This window comes from Microcoleus sp. AR_TQ3_B6 (genome assembly GCF_036702785.1).
Classification (GTDB): domain Bacteria; phylum Cyanobacteriota; class Cyanobacteriia; order Cyanobacteriales; family Microcoleaceae; genus Microcoleus.
In genome coordinates, this window is the sequence record NZ_JAUBVJ010000118.1 from 1 (window position 1) to 20,577 (window position 20,577).

The 20,577-nt window shown below is 44.5% G+C and carries 19 protein-coding genes and 1 riboswitch; of the genes, 6 read left to right on the forward strand and 13 right to left on the reverse strand.

What is annotated here, in order from left to right; genetic code table 11:
• Positions 1–98: 98 nt before the first annotated feature.
• Positions 99–1,757 (reverse strand): citramalate synthase, encoded by a 1,659-nt coding sequence (gene cimA, locus QUB56_RS33295; RefSeq protein ID WP_332960629.1) that lies wholly within the window; start codon positions 1,755–1,757, stop codon positions 99–101.
• Positions 1,758–1,874: 117 nt separating this feature from the next.
• On the opposite strand from cimA, the gene QUB56_RS33300 reads away from it, so the two are divergent.
• Both QUB56_RS33300 and thiO read left to right on the forward strand, forming a co-directional pair.
• Positions 1,875–2,213 (forward strand): 2Fe-2S iron-sulfur cluster-binding protein, encoded by a 339-nt coding sequence (locus QUB56_RS33300; RefSeq protein WP_332960630.1) that lies wholly within the window; start codon positions 1,875–1,877, stop codon positions 2,211–2,213.
• A 291-nt stretch (positions 2,214–2,504) separates the two neighbouring features.
• On the forward strand, positions 2,505–3,602 hold the full coding sequence (gene thiO / locus QUB56_RS33305) for a glycine oxidase ThiO (protein ID WP_332960631.1): 1,098 nt from the start codon (positions 2,505–2,507) through the stop codon (positions 3,600–3,602).
• Positions 3,603–3,681: 79 nt separating this feature from the next.
• Here thiO and QUB56_RS33310 read toward each other — a convergent pair whose 3' ends face one another.
• From QUB56_RS33310 to QUB56_RS33320, 3 genes are all read right to left on the reverse strand, one after another.
• Positions 3,682–4,149, reverse strand: coding sequence for a hypothetical protein (locus QUB56_RS33310; protein ID WP_332960632.1), 468 nt, complete (start codon positions 4,147–4,149; stop codon positions 3,682–3,684).
• A gap of 180 nt (positions 4,150–4,329) precedes the next feature.
• Positions 4,330–4,527: a hypothetical protein gene (locus tag QUB56_RS33315; protein ID WP_332960633.1), complete on the reverse strand. Its 198-nt coding sequence runs from the start codon at positions 4,525–4,527 to the stop codon at positions 4,330–4,332.
• A gap of 86 nt (positions 4,528–4,613) precedes the next feature.
• Positions 4,614–4,757: riboswitch (cobalamin riboswitch) on the forward strand.
• A gap of 432 nt (positions 4,758–5,189) precedes the next feature.
• Positions 5,190–5,369 carry a hypothetical protein gene (locus tag QUB56_RS33320; RefSeq protein WP_332960634.1) on the reverse strand — a complete coding sequence of 60 codons (180 nt, stop codon included), beginning with the start codon at positions 5,367–5,369 and terminating at the stop codon, positions 5,190–5,192.
• A 51-nt stretch (positions 5,370–5,420) separates the two neighbouring features.
• Between QUB56_RS33320 and QUB56_RS33325 the strand changes: the two genes are divergently transcribed.
• Positions 5,421–6,536: a fatty acid desaturase gene (locus tag QUB56_RS33325; protein ID WP_332960636.1), complete on the forward strand. Its 1,116-nt coding sequence runs from the start codon at positions 5,421–5,423 to the stop codon at positions 6,534–6,536.
• A gap of 381 nt (positions 6,537–6,917) precedes the next feature.
• Here QUB56_RS33325 and QUB56_RS33330 read toward each other — a convergent pair whose 3' ends face one another.
• Positions 6,918–8,666: an ABC transporter ATP-binding protein gene (locus QUB56_RS33330; protein ID WP_332960637.1), complete on the reverse strand. Its 1,749-nt coding sequence runs from the start codon at positions 8,664–8,666 to the stop codon at positions 6,918–6,920.
• A gap of 465 nt (positions 8,667–9,131) precedes the next feature.
• On the opposite strand from QUB56_RS33330, the gene groL reads away from it, so the two are divergent.
• Complete coding sequence (gene groL / locus QUB56_RS33335; protein WP_332960638.1) at positions 9,132–10,814, forward strand: chaperonin GroEL; 1,683 nt, start codon at positions 9,132–9,134, stop codon at positions 10,812–10,814.
• Between the two features lie 341 nt (positions 10,815–11,155).
• Here the strand turns inward: groL and QUB56_RS33340 are convergent, their stop codons facing one another.
• The 5 genes from QUB56_RS33340 to QUB56_RS33360 all read right to left on the reverse strand — a co-directional run bounded on the left by QUB56_RS33340 (position 11,156) and on the right by QUB56_RS33360 (position 15,435).
• Positions 11,156–11,413, reverse strand: a complete 258-nt coding sequence (locus tag QUB56_RS33340; RefSeq protein ID WP_332960645.1) for a DUF2811 domain-containing protein — start codon at positions 11,411–11,413, stop codon at positions 11,156–11,158.
• A gap of 517 nt (positions 11,414–11,930) precedes the next feature.
• Positions 11,931–12,269, reverse strand: coding sequence for a hypothetical protein (locus QUB56_RS33345; RefSeq protein WP_332960639.1), 339 nt, complete (start codon positions 12,267–12,269; stop codon positions 11,931–11,933).
• A 9-nt stretch (positions 12,270–12,278) separates the two neighbouring features.
• On the reverse strand, positions 12,279–12,434 hold the full coding sequence (locus tag QUB56_RS33350; RefSeq protein WP_332960640.1) for a hypothetical protein: 156 nt from the start codon (positions 12,432–12,434) through the stop codon (positions 12,279–12,281).
• Positions 12,435–12,519: 85 nt separating this feature from the next.
• Positions 12,520–12,693 carry a hypothetical protein gene (locus QUB56_RS33355; protein WP_332960641.1) on the reverse strand — a complete coding sequence of 58 codons (174 nt, stop codon included), beginning with the start codon at positions 12,691–12,693 and terminating at the stop codon, positions 12,520–12,522.
• Positions 12,694–14,058: 1,365 nt separating this feature from the next.
• The gene (locus QUB56_RS33360; protein WP_332960642.1) at positions 14,059–15,435 is read right to left on the reverse strand and encodes an NAD(P)/FAD-dependent oxidoreductase; all 1,377 of its coding nucleotides are present in this window, start codon (positions 15,433–15,435) and stop codon (positions 14,059–14,061) included.
• A gap of 668 nt (positions 15,436–16,103) precedes the next feature.
• Here QUB56_RS33360 and QUB56_RS33365 point away from each other — a divergent pair.
• A complete protein-coding gene (locus QUB56_RS33365) occupies positions 16,104–17,249 on the forward strand; it encodes an SDR family oxidoreductase (RefSeq protein ID WP_332960643.1) in 1,146 nt (381 codons plus the stop codon).
• 78 nt (positions 17,250–17,327) lie between these two features.
• Positions 17,328–18,461 (forward strand): GNAT family N-acetyltransferase, encoded by a 1,134-nt coding sequence (locus QUB56_RS33370; protein WP_332960644.1) that lies wholly within the window; start codon positions 17,328–17,330, stop codon positions 18,459–18,461.
• Positions 18,462–18,822: 361 nt separating this feature from the next.
• Here QUB56_RS33370 and QUB56_RS33375 read toward each other — a convergent pair whose 3' ends face one another.
• The 3 genes from QUB56_RS33375 to QUB56_RS37530 all read right to left on the reverse strand — a co-directional run bounded on the left by QUB56_RS33375 (position 18,823) and on the right by QUB56_RS37530 (position 19,892).
• A complete protein-coding gene (locus QUB56_RS33375; RefSeq protein ID WP_332960646.1) occupies positions 18,823–19,179 on the reverse strand; it encodes a hypothetical protein in 357 nt (118 codons plus the stop codon).
• A gap of 134 nt (positions 19,180–19,313) precedes the next feature.
• The gene (locus QUB56_RS37525) at positions 19,314–19,505 is read right to left on the reverse strand and encodes a transposase (RefSeq protein ID WP_445243430.1); all 192 of its coding nucleotides are present in this window, start codon (positions 19,503–19,505) and stop codon (positions 19,314–19,316) included.
• A gap of 291 nt (positions 19,506–19,796) precedes the next feature.
• Entirely contained in the window at positions 19,797–19,892 is a 96-nt protein-coding gene (locus QUB56_RS37530) for a hypothetical protein (RefSeq protein ID WP_445243429.1), read from the reverse strand.
• Between the last annotated feature and the right edge of the window lie 685 nt (positions 19,893–20,577).

Below are 20,577 nucleotides of genomic sequence, written 5' to 3' on the forward strand. Positions count from 1 at the left end.
GACAGGGAATTCATTCCCTGGCTGCCGGATGATCGGGAGGACTGGCGGACTAAAAGGTTAAGTTGACACTAATAGGCTCTTGGAGTGTCCCTGCTTGGTTAATGTACCCGGCAAACTAGGGCGATCGCCTCTTGATTTTCCAGCAGCAAACCGTACTCCAAACCTTCAACAACAGCCTGACAGGAAGCATCCAAAATATTAGTAGAAACTCCCACCGTTGTCCACCGCTGCTGGCGGTTGCTCGATTCCAATAAAACGCGAGTTTTAGCACAAGTGCCCGCACCGGAGTCTAGAATTCGCACTTTGTAGTCTGTCAGGTAAAAATGCGCGATGGCCGGATAAAAATTCACCAAAGCTTTCCGCACAGCCGCATCCAAAGCCGCAACCGGGCCGTTTCCTTCGGCAGCTTCCAAGATATTTGTACCGTTTACTGACAATTTGACCGTGGCCAAAGCCGTACAATCTTCGCCAACCTTATCGCAGTGGACTTGAAATCCCTTAATTTCAAACCACCGCGGGCGTTGTTCCAAGGCTTCGCGCATTAACAATTCAAAAGACGCCTCAGCACCCTCAAATTGATATCCCTGACTTTCCAAATCTTTCAATTTTTCCAGAATTTGGCGGCAAGCAGGATTTTTGCGATCGAGCTCAATGCCAAAAGCGCGCGCCTTGGCTAAAACATTGCTCAAACCCGCTTGATCCGAAATCACAATTCGCCGCCTGTTGCCGATTTTTTCCGGTTCCAAATGTTCGTAAGTTAACGGATTTTTCTCAACCGCCGATACGTGAATTCCGCCTTTGTGAGCAAAAGCCGAAAGACCTACAAAAGGAGCACGATCGTCGGGAGCAAGATTGACAATTTCGCTGATCGATCGGCTGACTTGAGTTAATCGAACTAATTGCTCGTCTTGAATGCAATCATAACCCAGCTTGAGCTGAACATTTGGAATCAAAGAACATAAATCGGCATTGCCGCAGCGTTCGCCGTAACCGTTAATAGTTCCCTGTACCATCGTCACTCCTTCCCGCACCGCAGCCAAAGCATTAGCAACTGCAACTCCCGAGTCGTTGTGAGTGTGAATTCCCAGTTGAATTTTAAACTTTTTCCCGCCGTTAATCAGGGGGGGGTGAATTTCTGATTCAGAAATATCCCAACTTTCTATTGTTTCTGCTACATCGCGAACAACCTGACTGACTTCGTGAGGCAAAGTACCGCCGTTTGTATCGCAAAGCACCAGCCATTCTGCACCGGCAGCCGCCGCTACTTCTAAAGTTTTAATAGCATAGTCTCGATTGTGCTTGTAGCCGTCAAACCAGTGTTCGGCATCGTAAATAACGCGCCTTCCCTGACTGCGCAAATATTCAATTGTATCTCGAATCATCGCCAGATTTTCTTCTAGCGTGGTCTTCAAACTTTCAATAACGTGCAAATCCCACGACTTGCCAAACAGCGTCACCCAACGAGTACCGGCGGACAAAATAGCCTGCAACATTTCATCCTTAGCTGCCGTAGTTCCCGGCCGCCTAGTCGAACAAAAAGCTACTACTTCTGCTTGAGTTAGGGGCTGTTCTTTGAGCCGCCAAAAAAATTGTACGTCTTTAGGATTAGCCCCCGGCCAGCCGCCTTCAATAAAGGGAATTCCTAAACTGTCTAACTGCCGAGCAATTCGCAGTTTATCTTCGAGAGATAAGCAGAGTCCTTCGCACTGAGCACCGTCTCGCAGGGTGGTATCGTAGATCCAGAGCCGATTTGTCATGGGAAATTGCGATCTAGAAATTGGTAATATATCACTTACTATATTAGAGGAACTTATTTGTAATTAATGCGATAATATATATGAAAATTAACATAAATCTAACCGGGGTAAATTACTGTGGTCAAGGTACAAGCGCAAGGAAAAACATTTGAGTGCGATCGCGCAGCCAATCTCCGTGAAGTTTTGCTCAAAAACGGTATCGATCTCTACAACGGCAACGCCAAAGTCATCAACTGCCACGGCCTCGGCACTTGCGGCACCTGCGCTGTCAGCGTCGAGGGCGAAGTTTCCGAGTCTCAGTGGCGCGAAAAAGCCCGACTTTCGGTTCCTCCCCATTCTCCCGCATCCAACCGCCGTTTGTCCTGCCAAACCAAGGTTTTAGGGGATATTAAGGTGACAAAATATGACGGTTTCTGGGGCCAGGGTTCTGAAACTGTCTGGAAACCACAAGCCTAGATTTTTTGTTAAGAAAGGCAGATAGGACGATCGCCTGGCAAGATAATATGTAAGACTTGCGCAAGAATTCTCACTGTAAGGTGCACAGGCTGCACCTTACCCTACAGAAAGCCGAGAGGTCAATCGATTTTAGATTTTAGATTTTAGATTTTAGATTGACCCCACGGATAAATGCGGGGGCTTGAGGATTTTCGATTTTCAATTTTGGATTGATTCCACGGATAAATCCGAGGGCTTGTACCACCTTTGAAATTCTTGGTCAAAAAAACCAGAAAGTCCATATAAAAGTTAATGAATTCATCTCAAGATATTCTGATTATTGGCGGGGGAATAATTGGTCTTTCCCTAGCAGTAGAACTGAAATTGCGAGGGGCATCTGTCGCTGTTCTCACCGCCGATTCTAAACAACCGACGGCCCGGGCTGCTGCCGGAATGCTGGCCCCACAAGCCGAACGAATTCCTCCCAGTCCGATGCTGGATTTGTGCTTGCAAAGCCGCGCAATGTATGCCGCGTGGGTGGAACGGCTAGAAGATATTACGGGATTGAAAACGGGATATTGGCGATCGGGAATTCTGGCACCAGTGTGTCAAAATGAGCCTCAAGAAAAGCCGCTTTTGTCAAACCTTAATTATCAATGGTTGGACAGAGATGCTGTTCGCCAACATCAATTGGGATTGGGTCAAGAAGTAATTGGCGGTTGGTGGTATCCTGAGGACGCTCAAGTTGACAACCGCGCTTTATTTCGGACGCTTCAATTTGCAAGTAAAGAATTAAAAATTGATATTATTCAAGGCAGTGCAGAGGAAATTATTCGCCAGGGAAACAGAGTTTTTGGAGTGGAAACAACGGCAGGAAAATTACAAGCTGACCGTTATGTTTTGGCTGCGGGTCCTTGGTCTGAGAAATTATTGGATATTCCTGTTTATCCCATAAAGGGGCAAATGCTGTCAGTATGCGTACCAGAAACTTGTGAAGTTATGCAGCCGCTGCAAACAGTTTTATTCGGGACTGGCATTTATATTGTGCCGCGTCAAGATGGCAGAATTATTATAGGCGCTACTAGCGAAAATGTTGATTTTACGCCGGGAAATACGCCTGGGGGAATGCAAAGTTTGCTAGCAGGAGCGATTAAGTTATATCCCGAATTAGAAAATTATCCGATTCTGGAGTTTTGGTGGGGATTTCGACCGGCTACGACCGATGAGTTGCCGATTTTAGGTTCTAGTGTTTGGGATAATTTGACGCTGGCTGCGGGGCATTATCGCAATGGCATTTTGTTGGCTCCGGTGACGGCTAAATTGTTGGCGGATTTGATTTGGAATCAGAAATCAGATCCGTTATTGGCGGCTTTTCATTATTCTAGGTTTCGATCTTGGGCACTTAATTAAACCTCTATACGTAGGGTGCGCACTGCGCACCTTTCCACTGTAAGCAGCGCGTCAAACCATTTTTTTGTCTGAGTCCTGATTAGTTCGCATTCTGTTTTTTGGGTTGGTTCAATTCCCTGCATTTAGCGGCAGCTAAATCGTAAGCATTTTGGTAATCGCTACCGCCTAACATCAAATCACCGTAATATTCATAAGGTTGATTGCCATAAATTGGCAGCGGGTCGTCTTCAGGATAATCTTCTTTTGACTCTTCTAGGATTGCTTTGAGTTTCTTGACGCTGAGGCGCTGCACTGGGAAGTAATGAATGTCTTGAGCGATGAAACCGAGATGGGGAAAGGTGGGGTCAACAATTCGCTCGTCGAGTTCAATCCAGCTATACTCGATGGGTTTATACGGCGGTCCCGGTACAGCTAAAAAGCCTTGAACATAAATTGCCCCCTCGGTGGCTAATGCTGCTTTACAAGCGTTGTCAAAGCAGTTTTTACGGTTGCTTTTGATGCGAGCCGCTATTTCAATAGAAAGCGCCTCGTCTAATAGTTCGGTCATAATCCCTTCTCATCGCGTGTGCGACTAAATTGTAGCAAGTTAGAGTTCCGAAGACACAGAACGATCGCCAGCAAGTGCGATTATTTCTCAAATTCCCGTCTTCAGGAGTTGATACAGAATCAAGCAAAAAGTTGTGGATGTTTTGTCAAATCTGGCTTCCGGGGCGGGCGGTTTGCCCACCTACGCCGAGGGAGTGATACAGAGAGTTTGTCTTTCGCCCATATAGCCCGCAAATCCCAAGTTTTCGGGAGTAGCCCAACTGTTGAACCTGCGATCGAGTTGGCGGTAGAGCCCGCAACGGTAAAGGGTGCAACAGAGGATGCAAGCAACGATAGCGGCATACATCACCAAAGGTCGATCGTGCAACCAATCAATCATATTAATGCCTTCCAGTGCAGCTATTTGTTCGGCTGCTGACAGGCTTCACAGTTTTTTTTGTAAACAAACCAGAGTTGTGATAACCTCATAAATGTGCAAAAATCGGTTTCCACAAAAAAAACCTTTGGCAGAAACGGGGAAAGTCCGGCGTAAATCCGGCGCTGTCCCGCAACTGTGATGAGATTATACAGTCTCTTAGTCAGAAATCCCGCCGATCGCAAACCTGTTCTTTTTCGTCTACGAGGCATAGATGATGGTTAATTAAGCCTTTTCAAAATTCATGTATTATGGGGATAAATCTATTGACGTAGAACGATATTGATTAGGTTGATACGGTACCGCATCACTGGCAATTCTTAAAGGAGTTATCGGTAACAGATTATCGGCAACGACGGTCAATCGATTTTAGATTTTAGATTTTAGATTTTAGATTGACCCCACGAATAAATGGGGGGGCTTGAGGATTTTCGATTTTCGATTTGGGATTGATTCCACGGATAAATCACGTGGCGGGTACCACCTTTGAAATTCTTGGTCAATAGAGCCATCCGCTAGCTCAAATTTGCTTCAAATCATTGCAACCTACAATCCCACCAAATAAATTATTATTCTGCTAACAGGTCACGGTCAAAGAGAAATTGATTTACTGCAACGATTAGCAATTACTCTTGCCGTTTGTTACGATCGAGTACGTCAACGCTGTGATGAACTTCAGCTTTGCGAGACAACCCAAAGGAGGAGCTAATGAAGTAAATATTATCAGCAGGTTTGTAAAGCCGGGGTTGAAATTCAACCGCAATTAACCCAAGTGCCTGCAACAAAACAATGCCCCAAATAGCCATCCTATCCTGATGCTAAGCTAAGCACTTATCCACACACCATAGATATACTGAATGAAAAGCGCGATCGAAAAGTCGGATTTTGTGCTAGCTCCTTATATGAAGAGCAACAATTTGAAAGCTACTTGCCAAATACTCAATACAGTGATTCCTTATATATTCTTATGGTTTTTAGCATTTAAAGCGGCTGCCATTTCTGTATTGCTTCTGCCGCCGATAATGGTGTTGATGACACTTTTTTCAGGACGTTGTTTCTCTTTGATGCACGATTGCGGACACTATTCTCTTTTTAGTTCCAAAAAAGCCAATCGCATTATGGGTTTTCTGCTAGGTATCATCAATGCGATTCCTCAGTACCCCTGGTCGAGGGGACACGCTTATCACCACAAACATAATGGTAATTGGGATATGTACCGAGGCCCTTCGGCGTTGATATCTACCGAAAAATTTGCGGCGCTAAGTCCATTTAGTCAAAAGATGTATCAGTTACTCAGACACCCATTGATGCTGTTTCCCGGTGGTTTTTTCTATCTGATTATTAAGCCAAGACTGGCGCTGATATTGGGACTTACGGGTTTTATCCGGCATATTTTTGCTTGTCTCAATCAAGATTTTGGCATGGGTTTATCTGCAATCATTGCTGCTTATAAATCCAAACATTGGTATACGACGGCTGAGTTTTGGGATTTATTGTTCAACAATATTTGTGTTGTTGGTAGCTGGATTTATCTGAGCAACTTACTGGGGTTTGGCTTTTTCTGGAGTGTTTACTCAATTGTCATGACTTGTTCAGCAGCAATATTTATCTGTATTTTCTTTGTTCAGCATAATTTTGACGGTTCCTACGCTCATAAAGCTGAGGGTTGGGACTATCTTCTTGGCGCAATTGAAGGCAGTAGTTACCTAAAATTACCAACTATTCTCAATTGGTTTTCGGCTGATATTGCTTACCACAATATTCATCATCTCTCTGAGCGCATACCTAACTATAATCTTCTGGCTTGTCACAATGCTAATATTCACTTGCTTGCTAATTCAAAATCACTGAGAATTCGCGATATTCCTGACTGCTTCCAATTTATTCTCTGGGATGCTGCTTCAGATAGTCTGCAATCGATTAAATTATTTCAACAACAAGAAGACATTCCCTTAAGTAATGTAGCTAATTAAAATCGGTGGGCAATAAATTTGGTTGCTTTTTTATCACCAAAATCCTATGATTAGGGGTGCAGCTAGTGGGATAAATTTTAACAGTAACTTTCCTAGTTAAGTAGGTGGTTACAAATAAACATAGATGGGTCGGGCGGGTTGACGCGGGAGCTATGCTAGCAGCCAGTTGAGTCGGACAAAACCCGATCTCCTCGTGACCAGTTTATTTGCACCAACCTACTTACAGCATTTTTTAGGTAAGTGAGGTACACAGCTTTCGATAGAGGACACGGCAGTGCCGTTTCCCGTAAGCTCGCGATCGCTTGACAGGTGTACTTCATCAACATGGAATCTGCTGTATCTAGAGTCTAAGTATAGATGACTCAAAGTATCTGTTACTTGTCAATGCAACAATTCCTCTAATTTTTGCTGGTTCCACAAATACTGATAAAGCCCTGTTTGCCCTACCAATTCAGCGTGAGTGCCGCTCTGAACTATTTCTCCTTTCTCCATGACAAAAATGCGATCGGCACTGGCCGCCGCCGACATTTGATGCGAGATAAAAATTACTGTTTTGCGATCGGTTCCCGTTGCCAAGTTTTGCAAAATGTCGGTAGCAGTTTGATTGTCTACGCTGGAAAGAGCGTCATCCAAAATTAACACCGGGGCGTCAACTAACAAAGCGCGAGCAAGTGCCGTCCGCTGCCGCTGTCCGCCGGATAAAGTAATGCCGCGCTCGCCGACAATTGTTTTGTACTGCTGCGGAAAATTGAGGATTTCGGGGTGAATTTGCGCTTGTTTCGCCGCAGCTTCAACCTCCGGCTGTTGGGCTAAAGGGTTTCCGTAGCGGATGTTATTCTTGATGCTAGTACCGAACAGAAAACTTTCTTGCGGAACGTAGGCGATCGCCCCGCGCAATTGGGTCAATTTTACCTTGGTAATATCCTGTCCGTCTACAAATAACTGACCCGGATCGATATCGAGCAAGCGTGGCAGTGCATTAGCTAAAGTTGATTTTCCCGAGCCGATCGCCCCAACAATTGCGACTGTTTCTCCCGGTTTTATGGTAAAATTAACATCTTTAAGCGCGGGTGTGTTAGCACCGGGATAAGTATAATTTAAATGGCGGGCGACAATTTCGCCTTCGACTGGAGTTGGCAGTTCAACTGCATCGGCAGAATCCTTAATTTGCGGTTCCACAGTCAAAATTGATTCGATGCGATCGACACTCACTTCTCCCCGCTGGTAAGCAGTAATTGTGAAACCCAACAGCGCCGTGGGAAACACCAAGCGCTCGACATAAATCAGCAACGCCACAAAATCGCCAATGCTAATTAGACCATTAGCAATTGCCCCGCCACCAGCAGAGAGCAGCACCAACAAACTGATGCTTGCCAAACCGCCCAGCAGCGGAAAAAGAAAGTTTCTAGTTTTTGCTAATTCCAAATTTGCTGATAGCAACTGCGCGTTGCAATCGCGAAAAGCTCGGCGTTCGTTTTCTTCTTGAGCGTAGATTTTAATTACGGAAATCCCGCTCATATCCTCCTGAATCAAATCGCTCATCGCCGACAGTTCCTCTTGCACCCCTAACTGTTGGATGCGAAGTTTGTCGCTAAATAACTGCACCAAAACCAGCATTACAGGATAAACAGCGATCGCCAACAGTGTCAGCCGTACATTAATCCCCAGCATCACCGGCAAAGTCAAAGCATAAGCAAAAGCTGTATTCGCCAAACTCAGCACCGCAAACCCCACCAAGCGCCGAATATTGTCCAAATCGGAAGTAGCGCGGTTAATTAAATCCCCTACCGTATTGGCGGCAAAATAAGACGGTTCTAATGTTAATAAATGATTAAATATTTGCTGTTTGAGGTCAAATTCGACTTGACGCCCGACGCCAAACAGCAAAATCCGCGACGCCATCCGAATTACCCACATAATTGAGGCGAGGATCAGAATTAGTGCCACGAAGTTGAAAACTTGGTCAAATTTAGTCGCATATTGGAGAGTGTCAACTGCATTCCGAATCAGCAGGGGAATGTAAACGCCCACAGCATTGACAATTAACAGCGATAAAACGCCCCAGAATGTTGGTTTCCAGTGCGGGCGCATATAAGAGCCGAGTTTTTGCAGTCGAGAATAACGAGCCATGTGTTAGCGGGTAATTTGAGATAGATTGAGGAAAGGAAGAAGGTATTAGTCAGAAGGTAGAAGGCTGAAAAAAATAATACAAGCTCTATCCGAAGGTAGATGATCGAATGCCGAAGTTAAGAAATTTTTGAATAAAAACTCTGCTTTGGGATGACGCGCCATAAAAGTTGGGTTTGGGACCGAACCAAAATTCGATCGATATCTCACAAACCACATTATATCTGTGAGAACAGGATATCTGTGGAGACACGAGCTCTCTGAGGACACGGCAGTGGCGTGTGCCTACCCCGCTGTGGGGACGCGCCACTGCCGTGTACGAAAGCGAAGGGCAACGATCGCCCAAATCTCCAATCCGCCCCCGCCACCCCCCCCAGCATTGGGCCGCGCTACAATCAAAAATCGATCGGTTTAGCACTCAGACTCAGAGAGTGCTAAATTTGCTAATGTAAGCGACAGGAGACAAACATGACCAAAATAGTTGCATTTAGCGACAAATCTCGGCGGGCACTAGAACGCGGCGTCAATCAACTCGCCGATGCTGTCCGCATCACCTTGGGCCCGAAAGGCAGGAATGTCCTATTGGAAAAGAAATACGGCGCTCCCCAAATCGTTAACGACGGTATCACCGTTGCTAGGGATATCGAACTCGAAGATCCCCTGGAAAATGCCGGCGCTCGCTTAATTCAAGAAGTCGCCTCCAAAACTAAAGATATCGCAGGCGACGGCACAACAACCGCAACGGTAATAGCTCAATCCCTGATTCGCGAAGGTTTGAAGAATGTCGCAGCCGGCGCGAACCCAGTCGCCCTGCGCCGGGGAATTGAAAAAACGATCGCCCATTTGGTACAGGAAATCGCTTCATTGGCGAAACCCGTCGAAGGAAGCGCCATTGCTCAGGTAGCCACTGTCTCCGCCGGTAACGACGAAGAAGTCGGCGCCATGATTGCTCAAGCAATGGAAAAAGTCACCAAAGACGGCGTAATTACTGTAGAAGAGTCGAAATCTCTGACAACAGAATTGGAAGTTGTCGAAGGGATGCAGTACGATCGCGGATATCTTTCTCCGTATTTCGTCACTAACGGCGATCGCATGGAAGTTGATTACGAAAATGCTCGCATCCTGATTACCGACAAAAAAATTAGCTCGATTCAAGAACTAATTCCAGTTCTCGAAAAAATCGCCCGCACCGGTCAACCGTTCCTCATTATCGCCGAAGATATTGAAGGCGAAGCATTGGCAACACTGGTAGTCAACAAAGCCCGCGGCGTATTGAATATTGCAGCTACCAAAGCTCCTGGTTTTGGCGATCGGCGCAAAGCTATGCTTCAAGATATCGCCGTACTCACCGGCGGTCAACTGATTTCTGAAGAAGTCGGACTCAGCATCGATACCGCAACCCTAGAAATGCTCGGTACCGCCCGCAAAATTACGATCGACAAAGAAAACACGATCATTGTGGCTGGCGACGAACACAAAGCTGACGTGCAAAAACGGATCGAGCAAATCCGCAAGCAGCTAGAAGCGACGGATTCCGACTACGACAAGGAAAAGCTAACCGAACGCATCGCCAAACTCGCCGGCGGCATCGCTGTAATTAAAGTCGGCGCAGCTACCGAAACCGAGCTCAAAGACCGTAAACTGCGTATAGAAGACGCTCTCAACGCTACTAAAGCTGCTGTGGAAGAAGGTATCGTTGCTGGAGGCGGCACGACGCTACTTCACCTGATTACAAAAATAGATGCGATCAGAGATACTTTAGACAGCGAAGAACAAGTAGGCGCTGACTTGGTGAAGAAAGCTTTGGAAGCACCTTTGCGTCAAATTGCTGATAATGCCGGCGTTGAAGGTTCCATCGTCATCGAGCGAGTGCGGGCGAGCGAGTTCAACATTGGGTACAACGCTCTCACCGACGTGTACGAAGATATGATTGCCGCTGGGATTATTGACCCCGCTAAGGTAGTGCGATCGGCTTTGCAAAATGCCGGTTCCATTGCTGGTATGGTCTTGACCACTGAAGCTGTGATTGTCGAAAAACCCGAGAAGAAAAAAGCCGGCGGCGACATGGGCGACATGGGCGGCATGGGCGGCATGGGCGGCATGGGCGGCATGGGCGGCATGGGCGGCATGGGCGGCATGGGCATGATGTAGTCTTGAGTCATTAGTCAGCAGTCATTAGTCTGTAGCCTGTAGAATGCGCCACAAGCACCATTGGTGTCAACAAGCCCGTCTTATTTAGTACCCGTCTACTGTTTGACGATGAGCGCAGCTTCAAGTCCCCCCGGCGCCCCCCTGATAGTCCGGGGGGACTTGAAGCTATCTTTCGTCCCCGCAACGATTAGTCCGATGCAATGGAGCTCGGGACTCTGGCTTCTAGCGAGAGTTCTCATGGATTTTAAGCTTAAGTTGACACCAAAGCAGTGGGCGCCTTACCCGATCGATAAACTAAGATTCTTCCCAGAAACCGCCTCTGGCTTGCAGGACGTTCTCTTTTAAGACGACGGAGTTACATTGTTGCTGTGCAAGTCTTGAGGGTACTGAAACAGAGTTTCGAGATAAACTTTCGCAGCTTGGCGATAGCTGCGTGAAGCTTCAGGCGTACCGCTATCGGCATTCTGCAACAAAAACAGCGACAGGGCCGCGCAAAATACTCGGTCTAGATCCCATTCGGGATGGGTTTCCAGGTAAGTTTTGAGAGAATCGTGCAGCGTTTCGGGAATTTCGGCAAAAATACTGACTGTTGGGTTCATCATTTTTTTTAGTCTCGCTAATAAATTGAAAACAGAAACCCCCTTCGGCCGGATACAGGTGCAGGCACAGCCGAAATCAGAGCGCTTTTTTTTAGGTCGGTCGCATCATTGTGCGCTATCAGGGGGTGGGTTTGTCAATGTTGCGAAATATTACAAAGTCCTTTAGATAAAAAAAAGGTTTACCAAATAATAAGCTTTTCAGGGCAAGTTTTGTTACATATCTTTATCTTTTGGGGGTTTTATGAGGGATTGGGCAGCAAGTTAACGAAATCCCCAATTCCGCAGCAAGATGCTACCTTGCCGTTAATTTCTGTGGAAAACTTTGTCTAATCTGTGGAAAACCTCAGACTTGCCTGTGGAAACGCTGTGGAATGTTTAGGGAAAAGTCAGGGAAAAAATAAGAATTGCAAAGCGGAGTCATTGGTAATTGGTCATTGGTAATGAGTAATCGGTAATTGGTGTTTTCTTCCCCCCAGCCTTCTTACCTCAACGTCCATCCGTTAAATCCGTTAAATCCCTATGGCGTGCAAAGTTGCCGAACTTCCTTCACCAGTGCCAATCTGCCGCTTGTTGGCGGATGGTTGCCAATTCTTCCGGCGACATTTTGTCGAGATTGCCGATCGATAAAGCTCATGGGATCGATCGACTGACGTTTGTTCCGGTGGCGCCCTAGGAAATCCCAGTAGCAGAAGTTGAACGGACAGGCATTTTCGCCCGTGAGCACAGTGCGATCGAATTTGCACCCCCGACAATAATCGCTCATTTTATTGATGTAATTGGCAGAAGCAGCATAGAGCTTCGACGCCAACACACCGCCGTCAGCAAACAAACCCATGCCCAGCACATTAGTCTGCATTACCCAGCCCTAGGCATCAACAAACGCACTGTGGAACCACTTTTCTAGCTGAGTCGGCGAGATTCCCGCAATTAGACCAAAATTGCTCAAAATCATCAACCGCTGGATATCGTGCGCCAAAGCGCTGCCTTCGACTTGAGTTAAAACTTGGCGCAAACAGTTCATATCTGTTTTGCTGGCGTCCCAAAAAAAACTCCGGCAGCGGCTGAGTGTGGTTGAACCAATTCTGCTCAAAATAATCAGCATCCACCTAAAAATACATACCGCGAATGTATTCTCGCCAGCCCAGAATTTGGCGGATAAAACCTTCGAAGCCCTTTAAATTTAAGTTTTTTTCTCGGTAGGCTGTTTCGGCCGCTTGAATAACTTCTAAAGGATGCAGCAACCCAATATTGAGATACGGAGAAAGTAGGGAATGCCACATAGTTTCCTCCCCCGTTACCATCGCGTCTCGATCTGGTTCAAAAGCGGGGAGACAGGGTTATTCCGTACTTACACAGTTAAATCAGGCGATAATTGACCAAAATAAAACACTGTCATCATTAAATATTAAGGAAAGAAGTCAAGTATTTTGCAGCTTGAAAGGAAGTAAATATACATTACTTAAACCAGAGCATAAATTATCAATTTAAAAACACAAAAAGTAAAATAAGCTTTACCTACCTTCGTAATTATGCACTCATTAAAATCAGAATCTCACGAGGTATTTAAGGATAGAAATATTTCGGATCGGGGAAATTAAAACTAATTGATTGGTTAAACAAAGCCCAACCATATTAGAGAAATAGTGTCGCCACAATTAAGCGAGGGTTCGCAGAGGGAGCGGGATATTTTGAAAGTATAGCCTTTCGAGCGTAACATGAGGTACTATCTGGCATAAGGCATAGGGCATACATAGGGCATAGGGCATACCTCACCGCGCGATCGAACCGCTATAGAACAGGGTAGAGTCGAAGGAATTAATAAGAAATTGAAATAGTTAAAAGGCTGTGGATTGGGATTTACAAACTTTAATAATTTTCAAATACCTGCTTGGCTGTTTTGGCATAATGCTAATATTTGAGCAGCGGTAAGTACGGAAAAGCCCAAAATCCGCTCTCAGTAAAAATTAGTTTACTCTTGAAAAAATATCTAAAAAAATACGAGATGCTGGAGATAAAATTTTCCTCAAATCGCCTCTCTATGATTTGATTAGCAAACAGGGTAAGCCTGAGTTATATTCAAATTTATAAATAATTCAGAAAAATTCCAAAACTTGGACATTATTTCTGCAACTTATTTCTTCTGATTTTGAAGCTTTTTCAATATTTTTTCCACTGTAACATCGCTCAAGTTCTCGCTTAAATTTACTCTGCGCTCTTCCATTATCATTCACGCTTGGACTAAGCTTCCCTATTTTTGTCAGAAAACAGTTTAGGGAGCGGAATGTGGAGTACAAAAATACTGTTATTTGAGGTAGTAGGCTGTCTGCAACTGAAGCAATTGATTATTTTTACACAAATGTTTAGATGGTGCAATAAAACTCTCAGTACATAGTTACTCATACCACATAGGAGAAAATTTTCTTTTCTATTAAAAGTTATACTTGGTGCTTGCAGCTACTCAGTAATTAAGTTTTTTTTAACAGAAAGTATCGACCGATTTTTCCCTAAAAATATACTCAAAATTTATGCCTTCATATAATCCTTAAATACTTATACAAATCTCGGTTTTCTAAGCCCTGTTTTAGGTGCTAAACAAACCTTGTAGAGACAAATCTATACCTTCACATAATCTTTAATAGCTATTTTCATGCTAAATGCTCCACTAGGGTGTATGCGGCTTTCTCCCCAGAGCAAAAAGCACCGTGCACAGTACCTGGATCCGTTGGATGTAGAGCTTCCCCTGCGAAGTAGACTCGACCTGCAATGGGTTGCCTCAACTGCCTAGGTTCCAGCCCCGTTGCCCCGCCCAGAAGTCGCGAATAAGAGCCTAGTATAAAGGGTTCCTGCCCCCATCGGGTGATGTAAACATCGGTTGGTGTGGGAACCTTACGACTAAGAACAGTAGATAATTCCGCACAGAGGCGCTCTGCAATCTCCTCATCTGTGCGAACTTCAATTTCCCGTCCAGCGTGTCCACCAGCAATCCCAACTAGAAGGGGCGCTTTACTGTAGTGAACATAATTCACATAGAACGGACATAGGGAGTTGCCAAGCATGGCGAGCAGCTCGGTCTCGGAGGGCCAGAAGACCTCTGGAAATCCTAGGACAACCTTGTTCAGGATTCCCATATCGATGCGAGCCAGTGCGCGGCGATATGCTCTTGGTAGTTCGGGATCGAAAAGAATTTGACCCGATCGCAAGACACCAATTGATACTGTCACAATGACTCCATCTGCCTCGTAAATCTGGTCTTGAGTATGAACGCGGACACTTTGACGGTCATAGGTAATCTGGTTAACTACCTCACCCAAGCGGATAGGTAGTCCACGAGCTAGATAATTTAGAATTGTGTCCATCCCACCTGTCACCAAATATTCCCTATTTGGAAGCAGTTCTCCCTCTGGTTCCGTTGCTGACTTAGGTATGAGGTTGGCAAATCCTACCTCTTCTGCGGGTGAAGCGAAAAGATTTTCTACAATTATCCTGAGCAAGCGCGACAATGAGGAATTGGGATGAGTCGAGCGCATAGACGCAGCATCAAGGATTGTAGCAACTGTAGCGTTGGAGGCACCAAATCCGAGTCGCCGACCCAGCAGAGTACGCAAGTATGGCCACAGGCTAACAGACTGTAGTGCGGACTCGAAATGTTTGAGTTCCCTCTCTAGGCTCGCACGCTCGATTGCAACTGGTCTCTGTTGCTCAACATCGAAGGCGGCAAAGTTGAGGTAATCAGTTATTTGGGTCTCAACATTGATGTCGCGCGCCACGCGTTTCAAAGGGTTTCTAGAACCCCCGTGTAGCCAAGAAGCTCCCAGATCAATAGCCATGCCTAAATGATGGTTTGTCTTGACTCGACCACCCTGGTGTGAGCTAGCTTCCAAGACGGTGACGTCGTACCCCTTAGTCATTAGTAGGCGTGCAGCACCTACTCCAGCGAAGCCGGCTCCAACTACAATCACTCGACCTTCAGGTGAAATTACAACGCGTCCTTGAAAAGGATAGTTTTGAATGCCGGGGAACATAGCTTTTATTTGCCTGCTATATCTGGCTTAAGCTAAATTTACACTATTGAGTGTTAAATCCGTTCCAGAATCTTGTATAGTTAACTCTCGGAAGTGAGCTGGCTCCAGATTGCACTCAGTATATGGTCTGGAAAGATGTTGCAGAAATCTTGATAGTGAATCTATAAGCCAGTCTATCTGAGAGTTATTCACAGGTAAGCAACAATATATAGAACGCCTGTCCACTCTGGTTTCTCAGAATGAGTTCAACGACCCAGGTCGGAAGAGACGATCGCTTAAGGCCTTTGACTTAAACCAAAGTTGACCAGACTTGCGTACCCTGCGTACTACGTTAACGGCAAGAGTTTAAAGACTTACCAAGGGATGCTCAGCTAGTTCCTTGAATCGCTTCATTTAGGATTAAACAGATTTATTGGGTTAAGTCAGTGTCCTAAATCGAGTACCGACCGTAAACTAAGGCACAAGCTAACATTACCCCGTAAGGGAGGCTATAAGGAGCAAAACATTATGCGATCGCCAATCTTAAGGTTTCAGGCAGTAATTGTCAATAGTGAAAGTACATTACATTCATTACACCGAATCAAACAATCCCCGTGTAATGGAAAGATTCACGGCTGTTGAAACCGCCTGCGTCGTTTCCCACTTACCGAATTTTTTTTAGGAAAGCCATGACTCAGCTGATGCAAGAGGAACTGCAAAAGGAACTCAGTACATTGGAGCAGATGGATATTGACCATGTACTTCCAAATCCCGGCTCCCTGAAACTGAACTACGTTCTCGTTACTGGAGTGACTGGAGCGCTCGGTATTTATATAGTTAGAGAACTACTAACGCATAGCAATGCCGAGATTTACTGTCTTGTACGTGCAGGAGGGCCCCAACAGGCTAAGGAACGGATCGCAGCCAATTTTGCTTGCTACAACCTCGCCTGCACAGAGCAAGAGTGGACTCGGCTCCATCCTGTAATAAGCGATCTCCATCAGGAACAATTCGGTCTTACTGTGTCCGACTACGGCGATTTAGCTGATGAAATTGACACCATCATTCACTGCGCTGCAAATACAAGTTTTGTAGTTCGTTATGAAGTTAGTTATAAAACTAACGTATTTGGTACTGGCGAGCTGCTGCGATTTGCAATTCGTCAACGGATAAAAGCTTTTCATCATGTTGCAAGTTGTGGTGTTCGGGTACTTGCATACTACGAACCGGGCGATAAAGACTTGGGTCTGTTCACTGGATACTCGCAAAGCAAATATGTCAGTGAAAAAATGGTTCACTTCATGCTGGAGCGGGGCTTACCTGGGACAATTTATGAGATTGGATATTTATCTTTGGATTACGATCGCTTCAATCCCACAGATTCTTTTGAGAGCTTCTTACAACTTTGCATGGAGCTAAAGCTTGTACCAGAAATTGACGCTGATTTCGACTACACGCCGATTACCAGCGTTGCCAGAGAAATTGTACGGAGAACCCAACAGCAGAATTTTCAGAAGCATAAGCTGAACCTCCACCATCCTGTCCCCTTGCCTTGGAGTACAATTGTTGCCGCACTGTGTGCAGTTAAACCGGATGTTAAACCAATTCCGTTTATCGAATTTTTTCCAATTTTTCAAGAGTTTATGAGGCTTTATCGGGGAAAGCGGATCTACGCGATGAAAAGAGTGATCTCAAAGGATTTTCCGCTACAGCTTAATGCCATGTTCAGAGGAGTACCATCTGATTTCTCCCCAGAAAACTCTCCCAAAAAGTACGACCTAGAACGTCTAATATCTATCTTTTCTCATGTGCAACACACATACGAATGGCAATAAAAAACGTCTTGTCTGTACTTACTGCGGCATCCAATCCGTAAGTATGTAATCTGCTATATTAAGAGATGGACTCAGCTAATGATTGAAATTAGAAAAGTTACCAGTAATCAAGAGCGGAGACAGTTCTTCGAGTTTAGTTACAAACTTTACAAAGATGACCCTTACTGGGTTTCTTGGCCTATCGGGGCTCTCGTCGAGATGCTCGAACCTACGAAGTGTGGGTTCTACACTCATGGTGTAGCAGAGGCATGGCTGGCCTACCGCAATGGAAAGATAGTGGGTCGGATTGTTGGTTCTATCGATCGGACATATAATCAGGCTTATGCTGAACAAACTGCCTTCTTTGGATTTTATGAGTGTATTAACGATCCCGATGTAGCGAAGACACTGTTTGGAAGGTTTGAGGAGTGGGCCAAATCTCACGATATGAATCGATTGCAAGGTCCCTATGCTCTTAACCTAAATTACGGTGCAGGGATGCTCATTGAAGGGTTTGATGATGCCCCATACGTTGGGATGCCATACAACCTACCGTACTACAAAGATCAACTAGAGAGTTTGGGGTTCAGCAAGGTCAAGGACTTTTATGCGTTTAGGCTCAGAGGAGTCCCAGTGCTGCCTAGGAGTCTTGAAAGGCTAGTAAAATCGGATATCAGCAAGAGAGTTACTTACCGTGAGTTGAATCTACGTAATCTCAGAGAAGAATCTGATTTGGTTTGCGACCTCTATAATGATGGTTTCCAGGAGCATTGGGGGCATGTCCGTATTGATCGGTCTGAATTTTACCAAATGGCGCTTTATTGGGTTGAGTTTGTAGATCCTCGCCTCTTTGTTTTTGCCTTCTTCGACGGCGACCCGATAGGTTTTTTCATGGTTGTTCCGGATGCCTTTCAAGTTCTGCGTGCGATCGGGAATCCGGTTGGACTAATGCTGTATCTGGGTCAGCGCATCTTAACCTTGGGTCATCAAAAGTCAATTACCCGCTGCCGCTTTGATACAGTGTGTCTCCGAAAAAAATATCAACGCTCTGGGTTAGGTTCGTTTCTCTACTGGCAATTTCTTCAGCGATACTTGGACTCGGGGTTTACAGAGGTGGAGTTTTCACCAACCCTAGAGGATAACAGTATGATTCAGCCACTAATGGTCAGGATGGGCGCTCAACGCTCTAAAGTCTACCGCATCTTTGGGCGAGCCCTGGAGCGCGACAAGTAATGGATGCAATACTTCGCGTGTCGTCAACAGTAAAATATTCCAAATATAAGGTTCTTGGCGTTAACCTAAGTATATCAAATCTTTAAAGACAAAATAGTAAGTCTGTATCAGGTGAGCTTCAGGTTTATTGAACACGCTCCAAGTGTTGCATTGCGAAGTAATTTTCCTTCTTAGTTCTCCAAAGGAAGAAGTTTATTGAATTGTTGTTTATGGGCTATTTTCAGCCAAACCGCCATCTTCCATATAGAGCCGATTTGATATCTAATTCACTGCCAGTCTTTTGAGCCTCAGTCGGATCAAACCAAGATTGACCTTGCTCCTCGCATTCGCCAGAGTTCTCTCAAAGCTCTTGACCAGGATTTTACATCTCTCCATATTCGCATTTGACCTTTGAATTACCCACCTTGCTGCAACCGGATCTCTCTCCATATTTTCCTGGCGCTTCCAACTCTAGTTTTGATGGCTTTGGCGAGAGCTCAAACTTGATTTGAGTCACGATCGGGGGATAAATCTGCTCTAACTCAATAGTCAGATGTTCAGGGTGATAACCGTGGTCTAGCAGGATGGTAATCTTCGGAATATTGACGGATTTATATTTGAAATAATCGATATTTTGAGTCAACATTTCAATAAAACCCGCAGCATCCGATAAATTCGCTTTGCTGCAGTGAGTAAAGAAGGGAAACCCCAGGGTATCAACAGCCAGATGCCGTTTAATTCCCTTCGTCGATTTGTAGAAACAGTATCCTTTCTAGGCAATATTGGCATTACAGGTATTTTGCACTGCTTGTGAGTCAATGATGATCGATGTAGTCCACTTGGCTTTTTTGGTTTTTCCGTACTTACCGCTGCTCAAATATTAGCATTATGCCAAAAAAGGCAAGCAGGTATTTGAAAAATATTAAAGTTTGTAAATCCCGATCCACAACCTTTTAATAATTTTAATTTATTATTAATTTTTTCAACTATACCGTTCGTGGTCCTACTTTGAAAATATTCCGCTACGTCTACGAACCATCGCTTAATTGTGACGACACTATTTATCTAAAATAGTTGGGATTTGTTTAACCAATCAATTAGTTTTAATGTCCATGCTCCGAGATATTGGCTATCCTCAAATACGTCGTGAACTTATGATTTTAATAAGGAGGATCTAATTCCTACGCTCGGTGAAGCTTCTTTTACTTTTTTGAACTTTATTTGTTTTTATGATAACTTATTCTCGCCTTTAAGTAATGTATATTTACTTCCTTTCAAGCTGCAAACTACTTGAGCTATTTCCTTAACATTTAATGATGACGCTGTTTTATTTTTATCAATTATCCCCTGATTTAACTATGACTGAACTATTTTTGTTACAGGAAATCTGTCCACTGTTACCTCTGCATTTGGATCGAGTTTTTTAACTAATGATTTATAATTACCAGTCATGTGCCTACTTAGTTCTTCTATCTAACTCAGAACTTTTTCTCCCCCTTTTTGCATCACTTTTTCTATCTCCGACTGGGTTCTCGGTCAAACTCACCTTACTAACTTATGTGTTTATAAATCTACTAACACTACAAGAAAATTTCCTATTCTTTTAACCACACTAATTTCATCTGTGACTAATTTTTTTTAATTACTTATATCCATGGGTAGGATTTGTTCAGCTATAGCCCTTAGGATTGACCAGACTTCTTCGGCGGTTAATCCACTATTTTTAGCAACGTTATTAACTTCACTATGAATAACTTGCTAGACTCTTTTTTCGGCGTATCTCTAAGTATAAATTTTCTTAATACCTACAACTCATTAGGTTTTACTACAATGGTTTTGATAGGTTTCAGGCTTAAATTCTCTCCGACTTATTTTGAGAATTACTTCTATATTACCATCTATAAATATTTAATTCAATACCCTTTATTTTGAGGTAAACGATGACTTTTTTTACTAGAACGGGAGCCAAATGCTGTTTACAGCTCTGCTTTCACAATAAAGTTAATGTTGTTTATTTACTATTTTCTACTCTGACATTAGGTAAATTTAGAATTTTTGTTACTGGAGTTTAGACTAAACAGCTATTAAACCGTGATCGTCAGTGTACTCAAGAACGGCAACGGTCGCTGGCGACAAG

Excerpts from the sequence above, each read along its gene's own strand:
- cimA (WP_332960629.1), bottom strand. The coding sequence starts at position 1,757 with ATGACAAATCGGCTCTGGATCTACGATACCACCCTGCGAGACGGTGCT.
- thiO (WP_332960631.1), top strand. The coding sequence starts at position 2,505 with ATGAATTCATCTCAAGATATTCTGATTATTGGCGGGGGAATAATTGGT.
- QUB56_RS33310 (WP_332960632.1), bottom strand. The coding sequence starts at position 4,149 with ATGACCGAACTATTAGACGAGGCGCTTTCTATTGAAATAGCGGCTCGC.
- QUB56_RS33315 (WP_332960633.1), bottom strand. The coding sequence starts at position 4,527 with ATGATTGATTGGTTGCACGATCGACCTTTGGTGATGTATGCCGCTATC.
- QUB56_RS33320 (WP_332960634.1), bottom strand. The coding sequence starts at position 5,369 with ATGGCTATTTGGGGCATTGTTTTGTTGCAGGCACTTGGGTTAATTGCG.
- QUB56_RS33325 (WP_332960636.1), top strand. The coding sequence starts at position 5,421 with ATGAAAAGCGCGATCGAAAAGTCGGATTTTGTGCTAGCTCCTTATATG.
- QUB56_RS33330 (WP_332960637.1), bottom strand. The coding sequence starts at position 8,666 with ATGGCTCGTTATTCTCGACTGCAAAAACTCGGCTCTTATATGCGCCCG.
- groL (WP_332960638.1), top strand. The coding sequence starts at position 9,132 with ATGACCAAAATAGTTGCATTTAGCGACAAATCTCGGCGGGCACTAGAA.
- QUB56_RS33340 (WP_332960645.1), bottom strand. The coding sequence starts at position 11,413 with ATGAACCCAACAGTCAGTATTTTTGCCGAAATTCCCGAAACGCTGCAC.
- QUB56_RS33345 (WP_332960639.1), bottom strand. The coding sequence starts at position 12,269 with ATGCAGACTAATGTGCTGGGCATGGGTTTGTTTGCTGACGGCGGTGTG.
- QUB56_RS33350 (WP_332960640.1), bottom strand. The coding sequence starts at position 12,434 with ATGAACTGTTTGCGCCAAGTTTTAACTCAAGTCGAAGGCAGCGCTTTG.
- QUB56_RS33355 (WP_332960641.1), bottom strand. The coding sequence starts at position 12,693 with ATGTGGCATTCCCTACTTTCTCCGTATCTCAATATTGGGTTGCTGCAT.
- QUB56_RS33360 (WP_332960642.1), bottom strand. The coding sequence starts at position 15,435 with ATGTTCCCCGGCATTCAAAACTATCCTTTTCAAGGACGCGTTGTAATT.
- QUB56_RS33365 (WP_332960643.1), top strand. The coding sequence starts at position 16,104 with ATGACTCAGCTGATGCAAGAGGAACTGCAAAAGGAACTCAGTACATTG.
- QUB56_RS33370 (WP_332960644.1), top strand. The coding sequence starts at position 17,328 with ATGATTGAAATTAGAAAAGTTACCAGTAATCAAGAGCGGAGACAGTTC.
- QUB56_RS37530 (WP_445243429.1), bottom strand. The coding sequence starts at position 19,892 with ATGACTGGTAATTATAAATCATTAGTTAAAAAACTCGATCCAAATGCA.